Here is a 22,974-nt window from a genome sequence, read left to right as displayed (position 1 = left end):
CAGGGGAGTCGGTGATGACATTCGCAAGGAAACTGGTCCTTTCGGTAACGCTCGCAGCGGTCGCGCTAACGCCATCGACGGCGCTCGCCGCACCGGTTCAGCTGCTCAACGTGTCGTACGATCCGACGCGCGAACTGTACAAAAACATCAACGCGGCCTTTGCCCAGCGGTGGGCCGCACAGGCCAAGCAACAAGTTGAAATCAGGCAGAGCCACGGCGGCTCCGGAAAGCAGGCGCGGGCCGTGATAGACGGCCTGCAGGCCGACGTCGTGACGCTCGCGCTGGCCTACGACATAGATGAGATCGCCCAGCGGGGCCTGATCGCATCCAACTGGCAGAAGCGCCTGCCGCTCAACAGCACGCCTTATTATTCGACGATCGTGTTCCTGGTGCGCAAAGGGAACCCGAAGAACATCCGCGACTGGAACGATCTTGTTCGTCCCGGGGTGAAGGTCATTACTCCCAATCCGAAGACGAGCGGCGGCGCGCGATGGAATTATCTCGCCGCCTGGGGCTACGCCCGCAAGACGACCGGCAGCCTGGCCAAGGCCAAGGATTTCATGGTGAAGCTCTTCCGCAATGTTCCAGTGCTCGATTCCGGCGCGCGCGGGGCAACGACGACGTTCGTCGAGCGCGGGCAGGGGGACGTCCTGCTGGCCTGGGAGAATGAAGCGTTCCTCGCGACCAAGGAGCTCGGCAAAGGCAAGTTCGACATTGTCCGGCCGTCCGTCTCGATCCTGGCCGAGCCACCGGTTGCGGTCGTCGACAAAAATGTCGACCGTCACAAAACGCGCGCGGTTGCGGAGGCATATCTCAAGTTCCTCTACACCCCGCAGGCTCAGGAGATCATCGCGCGTAATTACTATAGGCCGCGCAATCCGCAGGTCGCGGCGAAGTACAAGGGCACGTTCCCGAACATGACCTTGTTCACGATTGACCGAAGCTTCGGCGGCTGGGCGAAAGCGCAGGGAACTCACTTCAACGACGGCGGACTGTTCGACCAGATATTCGAAGCCGCCAAGCGCTGATCCCGCTCGCCGACTAATCCAAAGGGGTAATCAAATGCGTATCCTGCTGCTTGCGGGCGCCTCGCTGCTCGCCCTCGCTACGCCCGCCTGGGCTCAGGAAGGCGAGGATCTGACGACAACGACTCCAGACCAGGCCGACGCCTCGCCGATCGACACGCTGGAGCCCAGTGAACAGGACTCCCAGCAGGTTCAGGCCGCCAAGCCGACCGGCGATCCAGTTCTCGATCGCCTGAACGCGCTCGAAACGCGAGTGAAACAGCTTGAGGCGCGCAACGCGGAGCTCGAGCAACAGGCGGAGCTGAACGAGGGCCGGTTGCAAACCGTCGAGACGCGCGCGGCAAAAGCTGCCCAGTTCTCCTGGGCCCCGACCATCTCTGAGCCCACGGGTCAATTCACCTTCAAGCCACGCGGCGTCGTAGAGGCGGATGCCGCTGCCTTCTTCGAACGCGAAGGCGGCTATGACTATAACAACGGCACCGCCTTCCGGAGGGCCCGTCTGGGCTTCGAAGGTACGGCTTTCAAATGGTGGAATTACCGCGTCGAAGTCGATTTCGCTGGCAATGCGGTGAACATCACCGACGCCTATCTCCAGTACACGAAGATTCCGAAGACAGTCCTTACGCTGGGGCAGCACAAGGCGCCGTTCGGGCTCGAGTCCAACAACAGCGACAATTACAACATCTTTCTGGAACGCGGCATGTTCACGAACGCCTTCGGTAATGCCGGGGCGGAGCGCAGGATCGGCATTTCGGCGGCTTATGCGCCCAGGGAGAATCTGAATCTCGCGGTGGGACTTTTCGGCGACAATGAGAGCGTAAGCCGGTCGACCAATACGCCGGTCACCGACACCCCAGATGAAAGCTGGGGCGTGAACGGCCGCGCGACCTGGGAGCCCGTCTTCGACGCGGGCAAGATCGTCCATCTCGGGGTTTCAGGCTACTATCGCACGGCTCTCAAGGTCGCGAACGCGGCCGGCGACGTCGAGGACGCTGTTCGCCTGAGCGACCGTCCGAACATTCGCGTCGACAACGGCAATATCGCCGACAGCGGCATCATCCCCGACGTCGAGTCACTTCGCTACGGCGGATTGGAAGCAGCAGGCGTATTCGGGCCTCTGACCGTCGCGGGCGAGGCCGGGCGCCTGTGGCTGGATCGCAACGGCTTCGCCGACGAGCATTTCACCGGCTTTTATGGATATGCCGCTTACATGCTGACAGGCGAAACGCGACCGTTCCGCGGCGGCAATTTCGATCGGGTTCGGCCTTTCCGGGAACTCGGCAAGGACGGCCTCGGCGCTTTCGAAGTCGCCCTTCGTTACGATCATCTGGATCTATCCAGCACGCCGCTTCCGGCGCGGGCAGGCAATGAGGCGAGCAGCGTCACACTCGGCCTGAACTGGTATTTCAATCCCTTCGCCAAGCTCATGTTCAACTGGGTCCGGTTCTGGGGCGACAACACGCCTCTTGACCCGGTCGGGTCTGAGACCAAGGGGGATGTCGTGGCAACGCGGCTCCACCTGGACTTCTGACCTGGAGATGGTGATGCCCAGCGTTATTGCCCGAAGCAGTCGTCACTCCCCGCTGCCAGGGTTCGGCCTCTCTCTGGGCATCACCATTTTCTGGCTCTCGGCGATCGTCCTCATCCCGCTGAGCGCGGTATTCCTGAAAAGCACGACCGACGGCTGGGATGCTTTCTGGGCGGCGGCCGGGTCGCCGCGGGCGCTCGCCTCCTACCGCCTGACGTTCGGCGCGGCGCTTCTCGCCGCAGCGGTCAATTGCGTGTTCGGCTTGCTCGTCGCCTGGGTGCTGGTGCGGTACAGCTTTCCCTTCAAACGGCTCTTCGGAGCGCTCGTCGACTTGCCGTTCGCCTTGCCGACAGCGGTGGCGGGCATCGCTCTGACCGCGCTCTACGCGGACACGGGAATGATCGGGAAAGTGCTCGCCCCGCTCGGCTTGCCGGTAGCCTACAAGCCGGCGGGCGTCGTGGTCGCTCTCGTCTTCATCGGCTTGCCCTTCATCGTGCGAACCGTGGAGCCCGTGCTCGCCGAAGTTTCGAGCGAAATGGAAGAAGCGGCCCTTACGCTAGGTGCAAGCCGGTGGCAGACTTTCTGGCGGGTCATCCTGCCGACGATCCTTCCTGCTCTCGCAACCGGCTTCGCGCTCGCATTCGCCCGCGGAGCCGGCGAGTACGGCTCCGTCATCTTCATCGCCGGCAATATGCCGTTCCAGTCGGAAATCGCGCCGCTGCTGATCATCACGCAGCTGGAGGAATATGATTATGCCGGCGCCGCAGCCATCGCGACGGTGATGCTGGCCGTGTCCTTCGCGATGCTGCTCGTGCTCAACCTGCTTCAACATTGGCAGCGACGCAGGCGCAGCTAGTGGGAACCCGGTCGACCTTGCGCGAACCGCCGCTCGTGAAGGCGCTGCTGATGGCGGCGGCTTTCGCATATATCGCGCTCATGCTCCTGCTGCCCCTGTGGGCGGTCATGTCCGAGGCCTTCCGTGCCGGGGCGAAGGCTTGGGCCGCGGCCGTTTCGGAGCCGGATGCACGCGCGGCGATCAAGCTTACGGTGCTCGTTGCAGCGATCGCCGTGCCGCTGAACACCATTTTCGGCGTCGCAGCCGCCTGGGCGATCTCCAAGTTCCAGTTCGGCGGAAAGGCGGTGCTGATCGCGTTCATCGAACTGCCCTTCTCGGTCTCGCCGGTGGTGTCGGGCCTCGTCTGGGTTCTGCTATTTGGCGCGCAGGGATGGTTCGGCACCTGGCTCATCGACCGGGACATCCAGATCATCTTTGCGCTTCCCGGGCTCGTCCTGGCGACGGTCTTCGTCACGTTCCCGTTCGTCGCTCGCCAGCTAATCCCGCTGATGACTGCACAGGGCAGGGCCGATGAAGAAGCAGCGCTGACGCTGGGCGCTTCCGGGTGGCAGACATTCTGGCACGTCACGCTACCCAACATCCGCTTTGGCCTCCTCTACGGAGTCCTGCTATGCAACGCCCGTGCGATGGGCGAGTTCGGAGCGGTCAGCGTCGTTTCCGGGCACATCCGCGGCGAGACGAACACAATGCCGCTCCACGTCGAGGTTCTCTACAATGAGTACAACTTTGTCGCCGCCTTCGCCGTCGCCTCGCTCCTCACGCTCCTTGCGCTCGTCACCCTTGCTCTCAAGAGCGCGCTCGAGTGGAGATATCGAGCCGCACTTGCTGCGCGGACCTGATATGTCGATCCACATTGAGGGGGTGTCGAAAACCTTCTCCGACTATCCCGCGCTCAATGGCGTTTCGCTCGAAATCGGGAACGGCGAGTTCGTTGCCCTGCTTGGTCCTTCCGGTTCGGGCAAGACGACGTTGCTGCGCATCATCGCCGGACTTGAGACGCCCGAAGCCGGGTGCGTACGGTTCGGGAACCGGGATGTGACGAAATCATCCGCCGCTTCGCGCGGGATCGGATTCGTGTTCCAGCATTATGCCCTGTTCGGTCACATGACCGTGGCGGACAACATCGCGTTCGGCCTGACCGTGATGCCTCGCCGCAGTCGGCCGAAGGGTGGCGAGATCAAGCGCCGTGTTACGCAGCTGCTGGAGCTCGTGCAGCTTCCTGGCTTGGGCGACCGATATCCAAGCCAGCTTTCAGGCGGTCAGCGGCAGCGGGTCGCGCTGGCGCGTGCGCTTGCCCGCGATCCGAAAATCCTGCTTCTGGACGAGCCGTTCGGCGCGCTGGACGCGAAGGTTCGCCGCGAACTGCGCGGCGCGCTGCGCACCATCCACGAGGAGCTGGAACTGACGAGCGTTTTCGTTACGCACGATCACGAGGAGGCGTTCACGCTGGCCGATCGCGTGGCTCTGTTGAACGAGGGCCGGATAGAGCAATTCGCTCCGCCGGAGGAAATTGAGGCTCGTCCTGAAAGCGACTTCGTGCGTACATTCCTGTCCTGACGCAGGCGCGAATTGACCGAGGGGGAATTGATGGACAACGAATATGCACCGAGGCCGCTTGCCGGCTGGTTCATGCCGGCAGCGATCGCGTCGCTGCTCTTCATGGGCCTGGGCTGTATCAGTTACCTTATGCATGTGCTCGCGGATCCGGCCGCGATGCCGCTCGATCAGCGGGCTGCGTTCGAGGCGGAGCCCATCTGGGTAACGGGTGCTTACGCGGTTGCGGTATGGGTTGGGCTCGCCGGCACGATCTTGCTGGTGATGAAGAAGAAGCTCTCCGTGCCAGCGCTGCTCGTGTCTCTGGTGGCGGTGCTCATTTGGCTCGCAGGCCTGATCCTGGTGACGCCGCTCCGCGAGAATATGTCAGCCAACGATCTCCTGGTTGCGATCGTGGTGACCGCACTCACATGGACCGTGTTCTGGTTCGCGCGGCATTCGGGGCAGCGGGGCTGGCTTAGCTAGGCGCGGCCAGTCAGCGCGAAGCGCCGATCGGCCGGCGAGCGGTCCGCGGCCGCGGCTTGCTTGACGAGCGCAGTGGCGGTGGAATGCCGGTCGAAATCCGGTGCTTGCGGCTTGGATAACGCGACTGTCGGCACGGCAAGGAGCACCGCAAGTCCGATGTCGCCAAGCCAATGGCGATCTAACATCTTTGAACTCCATCGATCACGCGAGGCGCGCCCGCACTTGCCGTTTCGACGCCTTGGAAAGGTCAAAAGTTCCTATCGTTGCAGGTGCGTAGCGATGCTCCACTGGCGGCTGTTGCGGTCCGCCGCTAGAAGCCTCGGCCATGTCGACCTTCACTATCGACACCTCGACCAGCCGCGCGACGCCGTCGCCGGTGCCCGGAAAGCGGACTACCGCTCCCTCAATTCGTGCGCGCAAGGCAGGCGGCAAGACCGAGCAGCCGATCGTGATGCTCACCGCATATACGATGCGCATGGCGCAGCTGCTCGATCCGCACTGCGACATCCTGCTTGTCGGCGACAGCTTGGGCCAGGTTATTTATGGCCTGCCGTCCACCATCCCTGTGACCATGGAGATGATGTGCGCGCACGGCGCCGCGGTCGTCCGGGGCAGCTGGCATGCGCTCGTCGGCGTCGACATGCCCTTTGGCAGCTACGAGGGTTCGCCGGAGCAAGCCTTCGCCTCCGCGTCCCGGATCATGAAGGAAACCGGCTGCGCTGCAGTGAAGCTCGAGGGCGGCGAAGCGATGGCGGAGACGATCGCGTTCCTCACCCATCGGGGGATACCGGTGATCGGGCATGTCGGTCTCACGCCGCAGGCGGTTAACATACTCGGCGGCTACGGCGCTCGGGGGAAGAGCGACAAGGAGGCCAAAAAGATTCTGGCCGACGCTCGCGCCGCGAATGACGCCGGCGCATTTGCGATCGTCGTCGAAGGTGTGATGGAGGGGATCGCGACGGATATATCCAGAGCTGTCGAGGCGCCGGTCATTGGGATCGGTGCTTCCGCCGAGTGCGACGGCCAGGTGCTCGTCACGGAGGACATGCTCGGCCTCTTCGAAAGAACGCCCAGGTTCGTGAAGCGCTTTGACGATCTGGCTACGCGGATCGGGCAAGCGGCGGCGGCCTATGCCGCCGAGGTTCGCTCGCGCAGTTTCCCGACGACCGAGCAGATGTACCAGCCCAAGCCTAAAATATAACCTGGTTAAGCGGAGCAAGCGGGTGTCCGGTCCTAGTGAACGGTGTGATGCCGCACTTCCACATTCGCATGATCAACTCTGATTTCGATAGCTCGGAGCAAAACGACTATCCCTCGCTCGAAGACGCTTCCCGGAATGCGATCCGGAGCGCCGTCCGTGTAGCCGCCGATGTGATTGCCGGCGAAGCGGTCGCCGCCGTGGAAGTGCGAGTTTCCGATCGCAATAAGCTGCTCGCTCGGCATGTCGTGACCCTTTCGGTAGCCCATCTCGCTCCCGATGCATGATCGCGGCGCGCGTCCTAACCTGTATCAGGAACGCGGTAGCGCTGATCCCCTAGCAGTCAGTGCTCAAGGCCCTTCACGGGGACTGCACATGCTTGAGTATCACATGAAAAAGCTGCGTCTTCGCGACAGCGTGTCGCCTGAGGAAGAGGCGGCAATCTACGGGATGATCGGTGACATCGTGGATCACCCGGCGCACTCGACAATCGTGCATGCCGGTCGCGACATCCGCGAGAGCTTGCTGCTCTGCAAGGGATGGTTGGGCCGGGCGAAGGATCTCCCCAGCGGGCAGAGGCAAATGACCGAGCTGCACGTGCCAGGGGACTTTGCCGACCTTCATGGCTTCACGCTGAAGACCCTCGATCATGACCTGGTAACGCTGACTCCTTGTCGCATGGCGGTCGTCCCGCATGAACGGCTGCGAAAGCTCACGGCTGACTTTCCGCATATTGCGCGGCTTTATTGGACGATGACCAACATCGACGCCGCTATCCATCGCGAGTGGATGTTGTCTCTCGGACGCAGATCCGCCCTCGCGCGTATGGCCCACCTCTTTTGCGAGCTGTTGGTTCGCCTGAGGATCTCCGGTCTCACTGACGGTAATTCCTACGACTTCCCACTCACGCAGGTAGAGCTCGGCGAGTGCTTGGGGCTGACGTCGGTTCACGTGAACCGGACTCTTCAGGAGCTTCGCCGGATGAACCTGATTCAGGTGGAGGGCCGCCGAGCGACCATATTGAATCTCCCGGAGTTACAGGGCGTCGCCGATTTCGACGATCAGTACCTCTATCTGGAGCCTCGTCCTAGATAGCTGGAGTCCACCCCCTTTGCGTTTGCCCGCACAGCCGCTAGACGAAGCGCCGCCAGCTTCCGTTCATCAGCTATGGGGAAGGAAGCGACCGGCGAAGTGAACCCCGACCGAGCGGACTGAGGCACGTCTTTGGCGCAACCCCCGAATATCACTGACACGTTCCTGCGGGAGGTCGACGAGAACCTCCGTCGCGATCGCCTGGCCGATTTCGGAAAGAAATACGGCGGCTGGATGGTGGGCGCTGTCCTTCTGCTCCTGGCGGCCAGCGGAGGCTGGATTTACTGGCAGCACCGTCAGGAAGCGCGGGCCCAGGCCCAGGTCGAGCAGATCAGCGACATCTACCAGCGCTTGGGAGCCAACAACCGAAAGGGCGTGTCGGAGCAGCTGGACGCGCTATCGAAGGACGGTTCGAATGCCGTTCGCGCCTCGGCCCTCGTCACCCGCGCCGTGATGGCGATTGAGGACAACGACCTCAAGCTGGCCACTGAAAAATTCCACCAGGTTGCAAGCGACGACAAGCTGCCCAAGCCTTATCGCGACCTCGCATTGATCAGACAGACCGCTCTTGAGTTCGACAAGCTTAAGCCAGAAGAGGTGGTTGCGCGGCTCGACCCGTTGGCCAAGCCTGGTAACCCGTGGTTTGGAACGGCCGGCGAGATGACCGCTGCAGCCAAGATCAAGCAAGGGAAGAAGCAAGAGGCGGCGCAGCTTTTCGCTGCAATTGCCAAGGACAAGACCGTTCCGGATGCGATCCGCGCCCGTTCCGTGCAACTCGCCGCTAGCCTCGGCGTGGACGTGAGCGCGGCGCTGGAAGCGCCGGCCCAGTAGGACCGACGATGATCCATAAGAATAAGAACCTGCGAATTGCCGTCCTCGCTGCCGTCCTGCTCGCGGGCAGCGGCTGCAGCGTGTTCAAGAAGTCGGCGCCCAAGACCCCCGTGCTCGGCGAGCGCATTCCGGTTCTCGACGTCGAGGGCGACGTACAGGTCGATCCGGCGACGCTGTCGATGCCGATGAGCCTGCCTCCGGCAGTCGCGAACACCGATTGGGCCATGACGGGCGGCAATGCGACCAAGTCGATGGGCCACCTGGCGCTCGGCACGGCGCTGGGGCAGGCGTTCACGGTTTCGGCCGGACGCGGCAGTAGCCTGACGGCGCGGCTCGCTGCGGCTCCCATCGTTGCCAACGGGCACATCTTCACGATCGACACGCTCGGAGCGGTGCGCTCATTCGACGCGCAAACCGGGGCGCTGCTTTGGGCAAGCCAAACCCCCAGCGATAAAGGCAATGAAGCGTCGCTATACGGCGGCGGCATCGCCTATTCGAACGGACGTATCATCGCCACCAACGGCCTCGGATATGTCGCGTCGATGGACGAGCGAAACGGAGGCATTGTCTGGCAGGTGCGCCCGGCTGGCCCGCTTCGCGGCGCTCCGACGGTGGCCGCCGACACAATTTATGTGATGACTCAGGACAACCAGATTTTCTCGCTCAAGGAGGCTGACGGTGCGACCAACTGGTCGCAGGCGGCGGCACTGGAGATCGCGGGGATCTTCGGCTCCGCTTCTCCTGCTGTCGGTTCCGGCACCGTGGTCGCTGGCTTCTCGTCCGGCGAGCTGAATGCTTATCGCTACGAGAACGGACGTATGGTTTGGCAGGACGCGCTCCAGCGCACGAGCATTCAGACCAGCGTGGCGTCTCTTTCCGACATCGACGCGAGCCCGGTCATCGACAACGGCCAGGTGATCGCGCTCGGTCAGGGCGGTCGTATGGTCGCGCTCGAGCTCACGAGCGGTCAGCGCCAGTGGGAGCTCAACATCGCGGGCATCGCGACGCCGTGGGTCACGCCCGACTGGGTGTTCGTCGTCACGGACGATGCCAAGCTGATCTGCATCCAGCGCAGCAACGGTCACATTCGCTGGGTTAACCAGCTGCCGCAGTTCCAGCGCCCCAAGTCGAAGAAGGCGCAGATCGACTATAAGGGTCCCATCCTCGCTGGCGACCGGCTGATCGTGGTCGGATCGAACGGTGTCATCGTAAACGTCGATCCGGCAAGCGGAAGCTATCAGAGCCAGACGCGGGTGAGCGCCGGCATCAGCCTGCCGCCGGTCGTCGCCAATTCGACGCTCTACATCTACGACGACGCCGCGCAGCTGCACGCGTACAGGTAAGGCCTCCCGCGCGCCGCAAGGCGCTGCTATCGGCCCTTCCATGCCCTTGCCTACCGTAGCGATTGTCGGCCGCCCTAATGTGGGCAAGTCGACTCTGTTCAACCGCCTGGTCGGCAAGCGGCTGGCGCTCGTCGACGATCAGCCGGGGGTGACGCGCGACCGGCGTGAGGGCGACGCGAACCTGCTGGGGCTGGAGTTCCGCATATTCGATACGGCCGGGTTCGAAGATGAAGATCCCCAAACCTTGCCCGGTCGAATGCGCCAGCAGACCGAGGCTGCTGTGCGCGATGCGGATGCGGCCTTGTTCCTGATCGATGGCCGCGAGGGCGTCACTCCGCTCGACGAGGAAATTGCCCGCTGGCTTCGCGCCGAGACTACACCCGTCATCGTGGTGGCAAACAAGGCCGAAGGCAGGGCAGGGCAGGAAGGGGCTTATGAGGCCTATCGTCTGGGCCTTGGCGATCCGGTTGCGATCAGTGCGGAGCATGGGGAAGGCGTTGCCGACCTGTTCGAGGCGCTTCGCCCGCACGTCGAGCACGAACATTTCGAGGCCGACGAGGAAGAGGAGGGCGAGCACGCGCTGAAGGTCGCGATCGTGGGCCGCCCGAACGCAGGCAAATCGACTCTCGTCAACCGGATGATTGGCGAGGATAGGATGATTACCGGGCCGGAAGCCGGGATCACGAGGGACTCCATCAGCCTCGACTGGGAATGGAAGGGCCGGCCTGTGCGGCTGGTCGATACCGCAGGACTGAGGAAGCGGTCCAAGGTCGACGACAAGCTTGAACGCCTGTCGGCCGCCGACACGCGCCGAGCCATCGACTATGCCGAGGTTGTAGTGCTCTTGCTCGATGCGACGCGCGGCCTCGAATCTCAGGATTTGCGGATCGCATCGCAAACGATCGAAGAAGGGCGCGCGCTGATCCTCGCGCTCAATAAATGGGATGTCGCGGAGAACGCGTCCTCACTGTTCAACGGAGTGAAAGCGGCGCTCTCAGAGGGCCTGTCGCAATTGCGCGACGTGCCTTTGCTCACAGTGTCGGCGAAAACCGGCAAGGGCATCGACACCGTGCTGGACGTGGCGTTCGACCTGCGCGACGCCTGGAGCAAGCGCATCCCGACGGGAGAGCTCAACCGCTGGTTCGAGGCTGCTGTCGAAGCCAATCCTCCGCCTGCGCCGAAAGGTCAGCGGATCAAGCTGCGCTACATCACCCAGGTGAAATCCAGGCCCCCGAGTTTCGTCGTCTTCGGAAATCGGCTCGAAGAGCTTCCGGACAGCTATCGACGGTATCTCCTCAATGCGATGCGCCGCGACCTGAAACTCGGGCCGGTGCCGCTGCGGTTGGAATTTCGCGGCAGGGCAAATCCCTTCGATCGGCGGACACGCTAAGCCAAAGTTTACTCTTTGCCCTTAGCAATGACGGCGTGGGAGCACGCCCGAACGGATCGGGAGGCGAGGAATTAAAGTGAACGACGAGCAGCCGGATATCGTCGACTGGGGGCTATTCGAGAAGAATCGCTCGGAGCTGGGACCGGGTTTCATCCGGATCCTTAGCTATTTCCGCGAGGATGGCTCGAAGTCCGTCGCGCAGATCGAGGAAGCGATGCGTGAGGAGAATACTCCTGCGCTCGTCATCCCTGCGCACACGATCAAGGGCGAAGCCCGGCAGCTCGGCGCCGAGCCGCTCGCCAAGATCGCGGAATTGATCGAATCCACCGCTCGCCTGTGCGTTGAAACCCATCGCTTCCCGGACGAGCTCGTTCCGCAGGTCGTCGAGTTACGGAATCTGTTCGATCAGACTGTCCATCTCTTCGACAGGGCAACCAACCCTCTCATGACCCGGTCAGGCCAGGCTGGCTTCGGGCGCAAGGTCACCAACCAGAATTTCGGTCGGATCTAGTCGCTCTCGGCGGCTTCGCTCTGAAGCTGGATGTAATTCTGCAGGCCCATCCGCCCGATCAACTCGAACTGCGTCTCGATGAAGTCGATGTGCTTCTCTTCATCGGCGAGGATCTCGCCTGCCAGATCGCGCGTCACGTAATCCCGAACGGTCTCAGCGTGAGCGATTAGCTCACGATACAGGGTCGCGCCCTGCTGCTCCGCATCCATGTCGGCGCGCAGTATTTCCTCGACATTCTCGCCGATCCGCAAGCGCCCAAGCGCCTGGAAATTGGGTAGGCCGTCGAGGAACAGGATCCGCTCGGCCAGGCGGTCGGCATGCTTCATCTCGTCAATGGATTCGCTGCGCTCATATTCGGCGAGCTTGGCCACGCCCCAATTGTCGAGCATGCGATAGTGCAGCCAATATTGGTTGATCGCGGTCAGCTCTTCCTTGAGCGCGTCGTTCAGCAGCTCGATGACCTTGGGATCGCCCTTCATCCTCACCTCCGCGTCGCGAAGGGCGCGATGCGCCGGCAATTAACAACGGTCAAGTCAGGCGGCGACGACGCGCAGGTGCGGACGCTTCGGCCGTTCCTCCGCAAGGACCTCCTGGGCGTAGTCGAGGCAACAGCCGCACTGCACGTCGCACCCGAGCGAGGCATAGGCGGTCTCGGGCGTTGCCGCGCCGCGGCGCCCCGCTTCTCGGACGTCGGATTCGGTCAGACGGTTGCAAAGGCAGACAATCATCCTGCCTATATAATCGATAATGCGACTTATTCGCAAGTAGCATTATCTTTGCGTTAAAACGGTTTACCTTTCATCTGTCACGCGAGAGAGCTAAAGGCGACTTGCTTCTCCTGAGTCGAGGGAGCCTGTCATGAACCCCGCGATCATTGCCCTGGCAATTGCAGTTCAGCCGGCCGAGCCCGCGGCTTATTGTGCCGTGCAGGGCGACAAGCTGGTTCCGACCGGCCATGTCTCCGCGTCGAAGCTGGACTGGTTCAAGAGCGACACGCCGGTGGCCTTCAGCAAGAGCAACTACATCAAGTACGGCATGCCTCAGATCATGGGCCCGGACGATTTGAAATTCTGGCAGATGAAGGACGACGTGCCGGTGATGATCAAAGCGGACGGGACGAAGGACATCGTCTACGTCCAGTCGTCGACGACGCTTTGCGAATTTCAACCGTACCGCATCGTCGAGGAGCCCAAGGCGGCGCCCAAAAAGAAGAAGAAGAGTTAGGGCCGGGCCTTTCGACGCAGCAGCTTGAGGCCCGACCAGACCTCGTCGATCGCGCAAACCTTTACGTCAACCAGGCCCATCGGCAGGCAGACCTCGCGGATCGTGTCCTCAGTGATGTCGGTGGGAACCTTCGACGCCTTCTTCGGCCAGCTGACCCAGATGAAGCCCGATGGAGCGAGCAACGGCATGAGTTGATGGAGAGTCGCCTCGAGCTTCGGTCGTTCGATCACGAAGACGTTCGCCGCATCGATCGGGGCTTCCGGAATGGTCAGCAGCTTGAGCTGCAAGTCTTCGGCTGCGATTTCGTCGCGGACCGTATGCGGGACGTCATCCCACCAGACACGCATGCCGTCCTTCAGCGACAGCTTTTTTGCGAGTGGCGTACCCGAGTAGCCGGCAGGCATCAGAACTCCGGGGTGAGTTCGGCCCCCATCAGCCTCGGGAAGAAGCCTTCATGAGCAGCGCGCAGATCGCTAAGCGACGCGTTGAATCCAGGTCCCGCTACACAGTCCCCGCCCGTTTTGCCGATCGATGCGGCGAACAGGTTGGCGGCCGTCGCTTCGGCGATCACCGCATCCGCGTCCGCTGTCGTGACCAATGCGCGACCCTGGTCCTCCCCGAAAAGGATTGCGGCCGGGTTCGCCACGTTGGGAAGGGTGACCTCGACGCCCAGGCCGCCGGCGAGCGCCATTTCGGCGATGGCCACGAGCGCTCCGCCATCAGCCACGTCGTGCGCTGCCGACACCAGTCCGCGTCCGATCAGCTTCCGCAGCAATTCGCCGAGCCGGCTTTCGACGTCCAGATCGGTCGGAGGAGGCGGACCATCGCGTCGACCATGGATCACGTCCAGCCAGAGCGACTGGCCGACGTGGCCGGTGGAGTGCCCAAGCAGCACGAGCGTCTCGCCCTCGCCCTTGAACCCGACGCTCGCATTCCGTTGCCAATCCTCCAGCAGTCCGACCGCGCCGATGGCCGGCGTGGGCAGGATGGCGCTTCCGCCGCCGGTCGCCTTGCTCTCGTTGTAGAGCGAGACGTTGCCGCTGATGATCGGGAAGTCGAGAGCGCGGCAAGCATCGCCCATGCCGCGGAGGCATTCGACGAACTGGGCCATGATCTCCGGGCGCTGCGGGTTGCCGAAGTTGAGGCAATTGGTGACCGCGAGCGGCTTCGCGCCGACCGCGCAGAGGTTGCGATACGCCTCCGCGATCGCCTGCTTCCCGCCTTCGTACGGATCCGCATAGCAATAACGCGGCGTGCAGTCGGTAGTGATCGCCAGCGCCTTGCTGGTACCGTGTACGCGGACCACGGCGGCGTCTCCGCCTGGCCGCTGCACCGTGTCGGCGCCGACCGACTGATCGTACTGCTCCCAGATCCAGCGCCGCGAAGCGAGATTGGGCGAGGCGATCAGCTTCAGCAGGTCCGCGGCGATGTCCGTGCTCTCGGGCATGTCTCCGAGCGGCTTGACCCTGGCCCAGGACTTATATTCGTCGAGGCTCATGTGAGGCCGGTCGTAGCAGGGCGCGTCGTCGGCCAGGGGTCTGAGCGGGATGTCGCAGACCACGTCGCCATCGAACTCGAGCACCATATGACCGGTGTCCGTGACTTCGCCGATCACCGCGAAGTCCAGCTCCCACTTGCGGAAGATCTTCTCGGCCTCCGCCTCGCGACCCGGCTTCAAGACCATCAGCATGCGCTCCTGGCTTTCGGAGAGCATCATTTCGTACGGCGTCATGCCTTCTTCGCGGCAGGGCACCTTATTCATGTCGAGGCGGATGCCGGCGCCGCCCTTGCTCGCCATCTCCACGGACGAAGAGGTGAGGCCAGCGGCGCCCATGTCCTGGATGGCGACGATCGCGTCCGTCGCCATCAGCTCCAGGCACGCCTCGATCAGAAGTTTCTCGGTGAAGGGATCGCCAACCTGGACGGTGGGCCGCTTCTCGTCGCTATTCTCGTCGAAGTCGGCGGACGCCATGGTTGCGCCATGAATCCCGTCCCGGCCGGTCTTCGAGCCTACGTAGACGATCGGATTGCCGATGCCGCTGGCGGCCGAATAGAAAATCTTGTCGGTCCTGGCGACGCCGACCGTCATTGCGTTGACGAGGATGTTGCCGTCATAGGCAGTGTCGAAGTTCACTTCGCCGCCTACGGTCGGGACGCCAACGCAATTGCCGTAGCCGCCGATGCCCGCGACCACACCCGCGATCAGATGCCGCATCCTGGGATGATCTGGCCGACCGAACCGCAATGCATTCATGTTCGCGACGGGCCGCGCACCCATGGTGAACACATCGCGCAGGATGCCGCCGACGCCGGTCGCCGCGCCCTGATAGGGCTCAATGTAAGACGGATGGTTATGGCTCTCCATCTTGAAGATCGCCGCGTGCCCGTCGCCGATATCGATCACGCCGGCATTCTCGCCGGGCCCTTGGATCACCCACGGCGCCTCGGTCGGCAGCTTTTTCAGGTGGACGCGCGAGCTCTTGTAGCTGCAATGCTCCGACCACATGACCGAGAAGATGCCGAGCTCGACGAGGTTCGGCTCGCGCCCGAGCGCTTTCAGGATGCGGTGATATTCGTCGGGGCTGAGCCCGTGCTCGGCGACGGTTTCGGCTGTGATGAGGGGAGCTTCTAGAACGTCCATGCGCGGCCCATTAGCGGGCGTGCGAAGCGGCGGCTAGGGCAGCGTCCTAGACGTCGTGCCTCAGGAACTTTTCGCCGGAGAAGATCAAGGTCTGCGGCCGTCCGTCGATGAAGTCTGTGAACGCGGCCCGTTCGGGCGACCATGACTCCTCGCCAACCCGCCAGACATTATTCGAGATTCGCGTGAGGGGCGTTTCCGTGCCGAGCCAAAGCTTGCCGCCGCGCTCCACTATCACATTCGTGCCCCACCACGGGCTGTCATTGACGAACCGGCCGGCGAGCTTGGCGAGTTCCGGATCGGACGCCGTCAGGGCGGCTCCGCTGCCGGCGCGCACGAAGCTTGCCGGACCCCAGTGAGCCCGCGAGACGGTCGTGCCTTTGCGCTCGAACAGCAAAGAGAAGAAACGAAAGGCGGGATGCAATGTCCGAAAGGTCTCGCCGCCCCAGGACTGGAGTGGCGCCGACTCTCCACCGGCGACGATCGTCAGCGGACTGCCTGCTCGGATTTCGAACTCGCCGGCTGGCCCGCTGTATCTGCCAACGTAGGAGGCAGCATTCGTGAGCGGCGTATCGAATGGTGGCGGAGAGGGCAGTGGCCGTCCTGCCCCAGCATGAGTCAACGCGTCCACGGCAAAGCGAGTCAGTAACCGCGGTCTGTAGCCCGCAAAGCCGCTCAGGTTCGTGCTTGCGAAGGCGCCGATGCCGTTTGCCACGTCCAGGTGGAAGGACGAGGAAAAGCTCACCATGCCGCCGGTATGATGCAGGTAGGAGCGGCCCGCGTTCGCGACGTGCATCAGGCCATTTCCGTAGCGCATTCCGGGCGTGTCGCTGGGCACCGCTTGGCGGGTAAAGGCGAGGCCTTGCTGAGGTCCGAGGCCCAACCCGCCCTTGCCCTGCGCCGCATTCGCCAACGAGCGAAGGAACAGGACCATGTCGTCGCCGGTCGATCCGATGCTTCCGGCGCCGAACGTCACGTCGACCCAGGCGGACGGTTCGAGCGGTGTTCCCCAGACCCAGGGAGCGGACATGTCGGCGGCGTCATAGCCTTGCGCATATTGCGGGCGGTCGGCCCAGGTGATTGCGCCGCGGCTGCGACGCATGCCGAGCGGAACGAACATCCGGTCGCGAAGAAGCTGAGCCAGCGGCTTGCCGCCGACATGCTCCGCCAGCTTACCCAGGATGTCATAGCCGGTGTTTGAATAATGCCAGTGAGCGCCCGGCGCATAGGCGGTCCAAAGACCGCCGTCGGGGAAGGCTGGCGCGTCTCCGGGGAGGCCAGCGACATGATCCAGCAAATGCTGGACGGTCACCGCATTTCCTTCCGGAAGCGGCACCGAAGGAAGCAATGCGTTCAGGCGATCGCTGAGCTTGAAGCGGCCTTCAGATGCATATTGATGCAGCAGTGCGCCGACGAAACATTTGCTGATCGACCCGATCTGAAACAGCGTGTCGGATCCGATTGGCGCGCGCGCGTCGGCGTCTGCCAGCCCGAAATTGAGGACCGTGTTCAGGCCATCCGGCGTAGTCAGCGCGAGCGTCAGTCCCGGCAGGCCGTACCGTCGCCGATGCGCCTCGGCATAAGCGCGGATCGAGTCCAACGCGGCGCCCATTCCGCCGGATGCTTGAGCGAACGCGCGCGTGGGAATTTGCAGAGCGGCGATCGCGCTCAGCGAGCCGATTGCGAAGGTGCGGCGGGTTGCAAGCATGGGAGAATTCCGCAGCCTCAGCAGAGATGAGGCCACGGAGCAAGAATACGGAAAAGACCGATCAAGCTTTGCAGGTCTCTTCCGACTGGCCGGGGACAGCGATCTTCACGCTGGACGCCGTTGGCGCGCCGTTGAGTGAGAAACCTTGCGCGGTCAGAGGCTTGCCCGGCTGGGCCGCGCTCAGGTGCGTTGGATTATCGTCCTTCTTGGCGCGGATGTTCGCCGTTCCGTCCGACATCCAGTCGACGTACACGACGTCATTGTCGGCGCAACGATAGACCTTGCTCGCCGAGATCGACGGAGGAAGCGTCACGTTGGCGTTGGCGGCGACGTTCGTCGGCTCGCCTTCGTCGGGTCCCGAAACGATGGTGTGGCTTTCGCTGTTGCAGCCGGCGAGCGCAGCGGCCGCCGCGAGCGTGATGAGCAGAGGAGTGCGAGTCATGAGCGCGCCTTGCGCACCATAGTGAACAACAGTCAATCGGGCTGCTTGCATATTGTCGAAGCGGGACATAGCTTCGTCGATTGCGATGCCTGATCAAGCCGGTAGCAGCGCCCAGCGGATTCGCATCGGCTTGACGGGTCTGGCCTTTGCCTTCCTGCTCGTTCTGCTCGGCTCGATCATCAGCAAATCGAGCGGCGACGATAATTCAAATGGGTCGCAGCAAGTCGTGCAGAACGAGCCGAACGAACCGCTCGCCGAGCTGGGCGTGGCGCCGGGCGCTTCTGCCACGTCGAATAACAGCGCCGCCGACGGACAATGAGCCGGCGGCTGCGGGCCGCCGTCGCGGCGGCCGTGTTGCTGGCGCTGATACTCGCGGCGATTGCCTTTGCCGCTCGGCGAGATAGTCTAGGCAGCAGGCCGAACGAGGCTTCGAAGCCGCCACTGCTCCTGTTGACCAGCTTGCCGCTGATGTTCGGCGAGGACTTCGCGATCAACAATGTTGGCTCGCCTGCGCTCAGGGCTTTGCAAGGTCGCTATCGCGTACTGCCGATCAGCGTTGCCGACTCAAATGAGCTCGCCAAGGGCCGTCTGCTCCTGATGGCGCATCCTCGCGCCCAGACGCCAGAAAATCTGGTCGCGCTGGATGATTGGGTTCGCAGCGGCGGGCGCGTGCTCCTGCTCGCGGATCCTATGCTGGAATGGCCAAGCGAAAGGCCGCTCGGCGACCCACTGCGGCCGACGCCGACGTTTGCCGACACCGGGCTGCTCGGGCACTGGGGTCTGAGGCTCGACGCTCCCGATCGCCGCGGACCGCGGCAGATGAAGCTGGGGAGCTACGACATCATCGCGAATTCACCGGGCTCGCTGGTCGGCGATTGCGAAATCGAGGCAAACGGCCTCGTGGCCCGTTGCGCTGTGGGCCGGGGCAAGGCGACGGTGATTGCCGACGCCGACCTGATCGACGTCGATCATATCGCCGGCGCACAGCAGAATCTCGATGCTGTGCTCGCGGAGCTCAATACGCTTGAGCGCGAGTGAGCCATGCGATTCGCGAGTCACAGACTTATCCACAGGGTTCAAAGGGTTGGCAGGAGCATCGAACATCCCGCATGAGCGTCAAAGAAAACCGCTGAAAACCGCGATTTTCCAATCAATCCCATAAAATCCCATAAAATCCCGTTGTATCCCGCAGCCCGTTGAGTTACCAACACAGGCTGTAGCGCGGGGGGCGATCCCGTTGATTCGATCCTGCCGCGGAGCACGTGAAAGCGCGTCTCCGCGAACGACGTCTCGCGCGCTGCGAAGGGGAGTGGTTTGGCGTGGCGCTAGAGCATCTGTTTCAGGGCAGCGCGCTGAACGCGGTCGATGGAAAGGGCCGCGTATCCATCCCGTCATTCCTGCGCACCGTGATCGAACGCCGCGGCGACGCCCGCACCGTGGTCCTCGCCAAGCACGAGGCTTTCCCCTGCCTCAGCGCCTACGACCCCGCATATGCCGCGCTCAAGCATGCCAAGCTGGAGCGCCTGCTCGAGAAGGAAGAGACCAGCCCCGACGCGCAGCTGGAATATCAGCAGCGCAATCTGATGGCGTTCGCCGCCACCGAGGAAGTGCCTTACGACAGTTCGGGCCGAATCCTCATGCCCCCGATGATGCGCCGCAAAGGGCAGATCGAAGATCTCGTCCTTTTCCTCGGCACCGGTGAGACATTCCAGATCTGGAACCCGCAATTGCTGCTGGGCGACGCGCGCATCCCTGAGGACCTCAAGGACATCGCTCGCTTCCGCCTCGAAGAGCGCGGAGCCTCCGCATGACCGGCGCCGGCAGGAACATCGGCCCCCATGTGCCTGTGCTGGTCGGCGAGGTCGTCGAGGCGCTCGCTCTTCAGGAGGGCGCGACGGTCGTCGACGGGACATTCGGAGCGGGCGGTTACACCAAAGCCATTCTTGCCTGGGGGGCGGGACGAGTGATCGCCTTCGATCGCGACCCCGACGCGATCGAGGAAGGAAGGTCACTCGTCCCGGACGCCCGGCTGACATTGGTGAATGAGAATTTCAGCCAGATGGACCGCGTCCTGGCGGAGCGCGGCATCGGGCAGGTCGACGCAATCGCCCTGGATATCGGCGTGAGCTCGATGCAGCTCGACCGCGCGGAACGGGGCTTCTCCTTCCAGACTGACGGGCCGCTCGACATGCGGATGAGCCAGGCGGGGCTCACCGCCGCCGAATTCGTCAACGAGGCCGACGAAGCGGAGATCGCACGCGTCCTTCGCGAATATGGCGAGGAGCCGCGCGCCCGTTCGATCGCACGCGCAATCGTGGCCGGACGGCCGATCGGGCGCACCGGTGAGCTCGCTGCAATCGTGCGCCGCGCCGCCGGCTTCTGGCCGGGGCAGAAGAGCGATCCGGCGACGCGAACATTCCAGGCGATCCGCATCCACCTGAACGCGGAACTCGAGGAGCTCGAGCAGGGCCTTGAAGCCGCCGAACGCGCACTTCGTCCTGGCGGCCGGCTGGCCGTCGTCACCTTTCACAGTCTCGAGGACCGCATCGTTAAACGCTTCTTCCGCGAGCGCAGCGGAGGGACGCCGGCCGGTTCGCGCCACCGTCCCGTGCTTGTCGACCCGAAGGAACCGACTTTCGATCGGGTCGCCAAGCCGGTTTCCCCGACGGAGCGCGAACTGGCCGCGAATCCCCGTGCCCGCTCGGCGCGGCTGCGCAGCGCGGTGCGCACCTCGGCCCCAGCATGGAAGGCCACCTTGCAATGAGTGCCCGTAGCTTCCGCTCCGTCTTCATGGTCGCGAGTTGCGCCGGTGCAGCACTTGGCTGCTATCTCGTGTCGCTTCGCGTCGCATCCGAACGCGCTTCGCTGGAAGATGTCGAAACCAAGATCGTCCTGGCACAGCGCGACCTTCGCGTGCTCCAGACGGAGATCGGTACGCGCGGACGCCTCGCCCAGCTGGAGCGCTGGAATGTGAAGGTGCTCGCCTTGTCGGCGCCGTCCGCCGACCAGTTGCTCGGGGGGAGCTTTGAGCTCGCCCGCCTCGCAAGGCCGGAGCGCAAGGTGGAATTTGACGCGCCTGTCGTGCTTGCCGCGGCGCCGGCGCCTGGTGCGAGCGCGCCGATCGGCGAGCCTGCTGCGGATGACACGGGCAAGGTCCCCGCGTCGAATCCACGCGCGCTGTTCCATGAAGCAAGTTTGAAGATATCCGGGACGCGCGAGGTCCCGGCAAAGCCCGCCGCCGTGCCCCCGGCGTCCGGGCTGAAGTCCACGGATGCTCCGGCCGCGGCGGCGAAGCCGGACAAAAAGAAATCCGTGGATAAGCCGGGCCTCGCGGCCGCCAAACCGGTGACAAAAGAGGTGCGGATGGCGAAGGTCGATCCGCTCGCGCCGCTGCAGGCCAAGCCCGCTACGCCCACCGTCAAGAAAACGCCCAAGGACTCCGCCAAGACGCAATGAACGCTCCGACGCCCGCTCTCGTCGCGCCACGGCCCGAGCGGCTTCGGCTCGTCGGCCAGCGTCGCCAGCTCCTCGCCCTGATGCACCAGCGGCTGATGTTCGGCATGCTGGTCTACGCCGGCGTGATCGCGTTGATCGCGCTCCGAATCCTGTACCTCGCAGCGTTCGGCGATCATGCTGGGCGGAAGGTCGGGCTGACGACGCTCATCCCGGACCGCGGCGATATCGTCGACCGCGACGGCGAGCCGCTGGCGCGAACGATTGACGCATGGATCATCGCGCTTCACCCGACCAAGGTGATCGGCAGCAAGCTGGAGCTTGCTCGCAATCTTGCCCGGCTCATGCCGGAGAAGAGCGAAGAGCAATATTATGCGCTGCTGACCTCGGGTAAGCCGTTCTTCTACCTACGCCGGCGCGCGGCACCGGCCCTGGTCGAAGCGGTGAACGCACTGGGTGAGCCAGGCCTCGCGGTTCAGCGCGAGCCGGACCGGCTCTACCCTCAGACGAGCCTTGGCGCGCACGTGATTGGCTACACAGATATCGACGGGCACGGCGTTGCCGGCATGGAACGCGCGTTCGATGGTTATTTGTCGGACGCGGCCACCCGCGGCGATCCTTTGATATTGTCGATCGACAGTCGGCTACAGCAGGCTCTCGAGCATGAGTTGCTCGACGCGATGACAACGTTCTCGGCGTTAGGGGCGGCCGGCATCGTCATGGACATTCATACCGGCGAAGTCCTCGCGATGACCTCGCTTCCGCAACTGAACCCGAACGCAGCCGGCCAGGGCAGCCAGGAAGCACGATTCAATCGTGCTACGCTCGGCGTTTACGAGCTCGGCTCGACGTTCAAGCCGTTCACAGTCGCGATGGCGATGGATAGCGGCATCATCAAAAGCTTCGGCCAGATCTACAATTGTCCCGACGCTTTGAGAGCCTACGGGCACACGATCACGGACACCCATCCTTTCGGGCGTCCGTGCACCGTCGCCGAGATCATGAAGGAAAGCTCCAACATCGGGACGGCGCAGATTGCCGCTCAGGTCGGGGCTCAGAGACAGCAATATTTCCTCGGGAAGATGGGCTTCCTTGGGCCGGTGAAGATTGAGCTCAAGGAGCGGGCCCGGGCGCTCACGCCGGGCAACAATTGGGGGCCGCTGGAGGTCATGACCGTCGGCTACGGCCACGGAATCGCGGTCACACCGCTGCACCTGGCGACGGGCTATGCGACTTTGTTCAACGGCGGCATCTACCGGCCCGCGACCTTGTTGAAGGTCGACCGCCGCCATCCGCCGGCGAAGGGCGTGCGCGTGTTCACCGAGGATACGAGCTACCGCATGCGCGCTTTGCTCAGGCTGGTTGTCACTCAAGGCACCGGCAAGAAGGCGGATGCGCCCGGCTATCGCGTCGGTGGCAAGACCGGCACCGCGGAGAAGCTTCTCAACGGCCATTACACATCCTCCGCGGTGGTCACGACGTTCGCGGGCGTTTTCCCGATGGACGAACCCCGTTATGTGGTCGTCGCAATGCTGGACGATCCCAAAGCAACCGCCGACACTTACGGCTTCCATACCGCCGGCTGGAACGTCGCACCGGTGATCAGCCGGACTGTCAGCCGGATCGCTCCGATGCTTGGCGTGCACCCGAACAAGACGCGCGAGCCGAACATGGCGGAAGTGCTTCCGTTCGTTCACGAAAAAGCGGAGCACTAAT

The 22,974-nt window shown here is 63.4% G+C and carries 27 protein-coding genes; 19 read left to right on the top strand and 8 right to left on the bottom strand.

The annotated features are described in order from the left end of the window. Window positions 1-14 precede the first annotated feature (14 nt). From LZ538_RS02715 to LZ538_RS02690, 6 genes are read left to right on the top strand one after another with little or no spacing between them, the layout of a single operon-like run. On the top strand, window positions 15-1,028 hold the full coding sequence (locus tag LZ538_RS02715; protein ID WP_249830457.1) for a sulfate ABC transporter substrate-binding protein: 1,014 nt from the start codon (window positions 15-17) through the stop codon (window positions 1,026-1,028). Window positions 1,029-1,062: 34 nt separating this feature from the next. Continuing rightward, window positions 1,063-2,556: a porin gene (locus LZ538_RS02710; protein ID WP_249830456.1), complete on the top strand. Its 1,494-nt coding sequence runs from the start codon at window positions 1,063-1,065 to the stop codon at window positions 2,554-2,556. A 13-nt stretch (window positions 2,557-2,569) separates the two neighbouring features. Continuing rightward, window positions 2,570-3,409: a sulfate ABC transporter permease subunit CysT gene (gene cysT / locus LZ538_RS02705; protein ID WP_249830455.1), complete on the top strand. Its 840-nt coding sequence runs from the start codon at window positions 2,570-2,572 to the stop codon at window positions 3,407-3,409. After that, window positions 3,409-4,248, top strand: a complete 840-nt coding sequence (cysW, locus tag LZ538_RS02700; RefSeq protein ID WP_249830454.1) for a sulfate ABC transporter permease subunit CysW — start codon at window positions 3,409-3,411, stop codon at window positions 4,246-4,248. Before cysT ends, cysW begins: the two co-directional genes overlap by 1 nt. Window position 4,249: 1 nt before the next feature. Next, the gene (locus LZ538_RS02695; protein ID WP_249830453.1) at window positions 4,250-4,966 is read left to right on the top strand and encodes a sulfate/molybdate ABC transporter ATP-binding protein; all 717 of its coding nucleotides are present in this window, start codon (window positions 4,250-4,252) and stop codon (window positions 4,964-4,966) included. 30 nt (window positions 4,967-4,996) lie between these two features. Then, window positions 4,997-5,428, top strand: coding sequence for a hypothetical protein (locus tag LZ538_RS02690; protein ID WP_249830452.1), 432 nt, complete (start codon window positions 4,997-4,999; stop codon window positions 5,426-5,428). Here LZ538_RS02690 and LZ538_RS02685 read toward each other — a convergent pair. Then, a complete protein-coding gene (locus LZ538_RS02685) occupies window positions 5,425-5,613 on the bottom strand; it encodes a hypothetical protein (RefSeq protein ID WP_249830451.1) in 189 nt (62 codons plus the stop codon). The genes LZ538_RS02690 and LZ538_RS02685 overlap by 4 nt on opposite strands. Before the next feature lie 140 nt (window positions 5,614-5,753). Here LZ538_RS02685 and panB point away from each other — a divergent pair, with 140 nt between their 5' ends. Then, window positions 5,754-6,629, top strand: a complete 876-nt coding sequence (panB, locus tag LZ538_RS02680; protein WP_249830450.1) for a 3-methyl-2-oxobutanoate hydroxymethyltransferase — start codon at window positions 5,754-5,756, stop codon at window positions 6,627-6,629. 32 nt (window positions 6,630-6,661) lie between these two features. Here panB and LZ538_RS02675 read toward each other — a convergent pair whose 3' ends face one another. Then, window positions 6,662-6,871: a hypothetical protein gene (locus tag LZ538_RS02675; RefSeq protein ID WP_249830449.1), complete on the bottom strand. Its 210-nt coding sequence runs from the start codon at window positions 6,869-6,871 to the stop codon at window positions 6,662-6,664. 145 nt (window positions 6,872-7,016) lie between these two features. Here LZ538_RS02675 and LZ538_RS02670 point away from each other — a divergent pair, with 145 nt between their 5' ends. The 5 genes from LZ538_RS02670 (at window position 7,017) to LZ538_RS02650 (ending at window position 11,793) form a co-directional block, all read left to right on the top strand. Then, window positions 7,017-7,721 carry a Crp/Fnr family transcriptional regulator gene (locus LZ538_RS02670; RefSeq protein ID WP_249830448.1) on the top strand — a complete coding sequence of 235 codons (705 nt, stop codon included), beginning with the start codon at window positions 7,017-7,019 and terminating at the stop codon, window positions 7,719-7,721. Between the two features lie 129 nt (window positions 7,722-7,850). Then, window positions 7,851-8,549, top strand: coding sequence for a tetratricopeptide repeat protein (locus LZ538_RS02665; RefSeq protein WP_249830447.1), 699 nt, complete (start codon window positions 7,851-7,853; stop codon window positions 8,547-8,549). A gap of 8 nt (window positions 8,550-8,557) precedes the next feature. After that, window positions 8,558-9,892, top strand: a complete 1,335-nt coding sequence (locus LZ538_RS02660) for a PQQ-like beta-propeller repeat protein (RefSeq protein ID WP_249830446.1) — start codon at window positions 8,558-8,560, stop codon at window positions 9,890-9,892. Window positions 9,893-9,932: 40 nt separating this feature from the next. Continuing rightward, complete coding sequence (der, locus tag LZ538_RS02655) at window positions 9,933-11,282, top strand: ribosome biogenesis GTPase Der (RefSeq protein ID WP_249830445.1); 1,350 nt, start codon at window positions 9,933-9,935, stop codon at window positions 11,280-11,282. Between the two features lie 76 nt (window positions 11,283-11,358). Continuing rightward, window positions 11,359-11,793 carry an Hpt domain-containing protein gene (locus tag LZ538_RS02650; RefSeq protein ID WP_249830444.1) on the top strand — a complete coding sequence of 145 codons (435 nt, stop codon included), beginning with the start codon at window positions 11,359-11,361 and terminating at the stop codon, window positions 11,791-11,793. On the opposite strand, the gene bfr is transcribed toward LZ538_RS02650, so the two are convergent. Both bfr and LZ538_RS02640 read right to left on the bottom strand, forming a co-directional pair. Further along, entirely contained in the window at window positions 11,790-12,272 is a 483-nt protein-coding gene (gene bfr / locus LZ538_RS02645) for a bacterioferritin (RefSeq protein WP_249830443.1), read from the bottom strand. The genes LZ538_RS02650 and bfr overlap by 4 nt on opposite strands. A gap of 54 nt (window positions 12,273-12,326) precedes the next feature. After that, window positions 12,327-12,521, bottom strand: coding sequence for a (2Fe-2S)-binding protein (locus LZ538_RS02640; RefSeq protein ID WP_249830442.1), 195 nt, complete (start codon window positions 12,519-12,521; stop codon window positions 12,327-12,329). 130 nt (window positions 12,522-12,651) lie between these two features. Between LZ538_RS02640 and LZ538_RS02635 the strand changes: the two genes are divergently transcribed. After that, complete coding sequence (locus LZ538_RS02635) at window positions 12,652-13,017, top strand: hypothetical protein (RefSeq protein ID WP_249830441.1); 366 nt, start codon at window positions 12,652-12,654, stop codon at window positions 13,015-13,017. Here the strand turns inward: LZ538_RS02635 and LZ538_RS02630 are convergent. The 4 genes from LZ538_RS02630 to LZ538_RS02615 all read right to left on the bottom strand — a co-directional run bounded on the left by LZ538_RS02630 (window position 13,014) and on the right by LZ538_RS02615 (window position 17,805). Next, the gene (locus LZ538_RS02630; protein WP_249830440.1) at window positions 13,014-13,421 is read right to left on the bottom strand and encodes a DUF3052 domain-containing protein; all 408 of its coding nucleotides are present in this window, start codon (window positions 13,419-13,421) and stop codon (window positions 13,014-13,016) included. The two genes, LZ538_RS02635 and LZ538_RS02630, sit on opposite strands and share 4 nt — an antisense overlap. After that, window positions 13,421-15,658 (bottom strand): phosphoribosylformylglycinamidine synthase subunit PurL, encoded by a 2,238-nt coding sequence (purL, locus tag LZ538_RS02625; protein ID WP_249830439.1) that lies wholly within the window; start codon window positions 15,656-15,658, stop codon window positions 13,421-13,423. The genes LZ538_RS02630 and purL overlap by 1 nt, the downstream gene beginning before the upstream one ends. 46 nt (window positions 15,659-15,704) lie before the next feature. Continuing rightward, window positions 15,705-17,363, bottom strand: coding sequence for a serine hydrolase domain-containing protein (locus LZ538_RS02620; protein ID WP_249830438.1), 1,659 nt, complete (start codon window positions 17,361-17,363; stop codon window positions 15,705-15,707). 61 nt (window positions 17,364-17,424) lie between these two features. After that, entirely contained in the window at window positions 17,425-17,805 is a 381-nt protein-coding gene (locus LZ538_RS02615) for a hypothetical protein (RefSeq protein WP_249830437.1), read from the bottom strand. Between the two features lie 85 nt (window positions 17,806-17,890). Here LZ538_RS02615 and LZ538_RS02610 point away from each other — a divergent pair, with 85 nt between their 5' ends. From LZ538_RS02610 to LZ538_RS02585, 6 genes are all read left to right on the top strand, one after another. After that, window positions 17,891-18,124, top strand: a complete 234-nt coding sequence (locus LZ538_RS02610) for a hypothetical protein (protein WP_249830436.1) — start codon at window positions 17,891-17,893, stop codon at window positions 18,122-18,124. Beyond that, entirely contained in the window at window positions 18,121-18,843 is a 723-nt protein-coding gene (locus LZ538_RS02605; RefSeq protein ID WP_249830435.1) for a motility-associated ABC transporter substrate-binding family protein, read from the top strand. Before LZ538_RS02610 ends, LZ538_RS02605 begins: the two co-directional genes overlap by 4 nt. A gap of 281 nt (window positions 18,844-19,124) precedes the next feature. Continuing rightward, complete coding sequence (locus tag LZ538_RS13335; RefSeq protein ID WP_249830434.1) at window positions 19,125-19,616, top strand: division/cell wall cluster transcriptional repressor MraZ; 492 nt, start codon at window positions 19,125-19,127, stop codon at window positions 19,614-19,616. Next, window positions 19,613-20,569, top strand: coding sequence for a 16S rRNA (cytosine(1402)-N(4))-methyltransferase RsmH (rsmH, locus tag LZ538_RS02595; RefSeq protein ID WP_249830433.1), 957 nt, complete (start codon window positions 19,613-19,615; stop codon window positions 20,567-20,569). The genes LZ538_RS13335 and rsmH overlap by 4 nt, the downstream gene beginning before the upstream one ends. Beyond that, window positions 20,566-21,261 (top strand): hypothetical protein, encoded by a 696-nt coding sequence (locus tag LZ538_RS02590; protein WP_249830432.1) that lies wholly within the window; start codon window positions 20,566-20,568, stop codon window positions 21,259-21,261. The genes rsmH and LZ538_RS02590 overlap by 4 nt, the downstream gene beginning before the upstream one ends. Beyond that, window positions 21,258-22,973: a peptidoglycan D,D-transpeptidase FtsI family protein gene (locus LZ538_RS02585; RefSeq protein ID WP_249830431.1), complete on the top strand. Its 1,716-nt coding sequence runs from the start codon at window positions 21,258-21,260 to the stop codon at window positions 22,971-22,973. Before LZ538_RS02590 ends, LZ538_RS02585 begins: the two co-directional genes overlap by 4 nt. The last annotated feature ends 1 nt before the right edge of the window (window position 22,974 follow it).

Origin of the sequence: Sphingomonas hankyongi (genome assembly GCF_023516575.1) — a bacterium.
GTDB classification, from domain to species: Bacteria; Pseudomonadota; Alphaproteobacteria; order Sphingomonadales; family Sphingomonadaceae; genus Sphingomicrobium; species Sphingomicrobium hankyongi.
Note: the sequence above shows the minus strand (reverse complement) of the source record. Positions and strands in the feature narration are given on the sequence as shown.

Excerpts from the sequence above, each read along its gene's own strand:
- LZ538_RS02590 (WP_249830432.1), top strand. The coding sequence starts at position 20,566 with ATGAGTGCCCGTAGCTTCCGCTCCGTCTTCATGGTCGCGAGTTGCGCC.
- bfr (WP_249830443.1), bottom strand. The coding sequence starts at position 12,272 with ATGAAGGGCGATCCCAAGGTCATCGAGCTGCTGAACGACGCGCTCAAG.
- LZ538_RS02605 (WP_249830435.1), top strand. The coding sequence starts at position 18,121 with ATGAGCCGGCGGCTGCGGGCCGCCGTCGCGGCGGCCGTGTTGCTGGCG.
- LZ538_RS02640 (WP_249830442.1), bottom strand. The coding sequence starts at position 12,521 with ATGATTGTCTGCCTTTGCAACCGTCTGACCGAATCCGACGTCCGAGAA.
- LZ538_RS02635 (WP_249830441.1), top strand. The coding sequence starts at position 12,652 with ATGAACCCCGCGATCATTGCCCTGGCAATTGCAGTTCAGCCGGCCGAG.
- LZ538_RS02615 (WP_249830437.1), bottom strand. The coding sequence starts at position 17,805 with ATGACTCGCACTCCTCTGCTCATCACGCTCGCGGCGGCCGCTGCGCTC.
- panB (WP_249830450.1), top strand. The coding sequence starts at position 5,754 with ATGTCGACCTTCACTATCGACACCTCGACCAGCCGCGCGACGCCGTCG.
- LZ538_RS02670 (WP_249830448.1), top strand. The coding sequence starts at position 7,017 with ATGAAAAAGCTGCGTCTTCGCGACAGCGTGTCGCCTGAGGAAGAGGCG.
- LZ538_RS02620 (WP_249830438.1), bottom strand. The coding sequence starts at position 17,363 with ATGCTTGCAACCCGCCGCACCTTCGCAATCGGCTCGCTGAGCGCGATC.
- der (WP_249830445.1), top strand. The coding sequence starts at position 9,933 with ATGCCCTTGCCTACCGTAGCGATTGTCGGCCGCCCTAATGTGGGCAAG.
- LZ538_RS02685 (WP_249830451.1), bottom strand. The coding sequence starts at position 5,613 with ATGTTAGATCGCCATTGGCTTGGCGACATCGGACTTGCGGTGCTCCTT.
- cysT (WP_249830455.1), top strand. The coding sequence starts at position 2,570 with ATGCCCAGCGTTATTGCCCGAAGCAGTCGTCACTCCCCGCTGCCAGGG.
- LZ538_RS02610 (WP_249830436.1), top strand. The coding sequence starts at position 17,891 with ATGCCTGATCAAGCCGGTAGCAGCGCCCAGCGGATTCGCATCGGCTTG.
- LZ538_RS02585 (WP_249830431.1), top strand. The coding sequence starts at position 21,258 with ATGAACGCTCCGACGCCCGCTCTCGTCGCGCCACGGCCCGAGCGGCTT.
- rsmH (WP_249830433.1), top strand. The coding sequence starts at position 19,613 with ATGACCGGCGCCGGCAGGAACATCGGCCCCCATGTGCCTGTGCTGGTC.
- LZ538_RS02660 (WP_249830446.1), top strand. The coding sequence starts at position 8,558 with ATGATCCATAAGAATAAGAACCTGCGAATTGCCGTCCTCGCTGCCGTC.
- LZ538_RS02630 (WP_249830440.1), bottom strand. The coding sequence starts at position 13,421 with ATGCCTGCCGGCTACTCGGGTACGCCACTCGCAAAAAAGCTGTCGCTG.
- LZ538_RS02695 (WP_249830453.1), top strand. The coding sequence starts at position 4,250 with ATGTCGATCCACATTGAGGGGGTGTCGAAAACCTTCTCCGACTATCCC.
- LZ538_RS02675 (WP_249830449.1), bottom strand. The coding sequence starts at position 6,871 with ATGCCGAGCGAGCAGCTTATTGCGATCGGAAACTCGCACTTCCACGGC.
- LZ538_RS02710 (WP_249830456.1), top strand. The coding sequence starts at position 1,063 with ATGCGTATCCTGCTGCTTGCGGGCGCCTCGCTGCTCGCCCTCGCTACG.
- LZ538_RS02690 (WP_249830452.1), top strand. The coding sequence starts at position 4,997 with ATGGACAACGAATATGCACCGAGGCCGCTTGCCGGCTGGTTCATGCCG.
- LZ538_RS02715 (WP_249830457.1), top strand. The coding sequence starts at position 15 with ATGACATTCGCAAGGAAACTGGTCCTTTCGGTAACGCTCGCAGCGGTC.
- purL (WP_249830439.1), bottom strand. The coding sequence starts at position 15,658 with ATGGACGTTCTAGAAGCTCCCCTCATCACAGCCGAAACCGTCGCCGAG.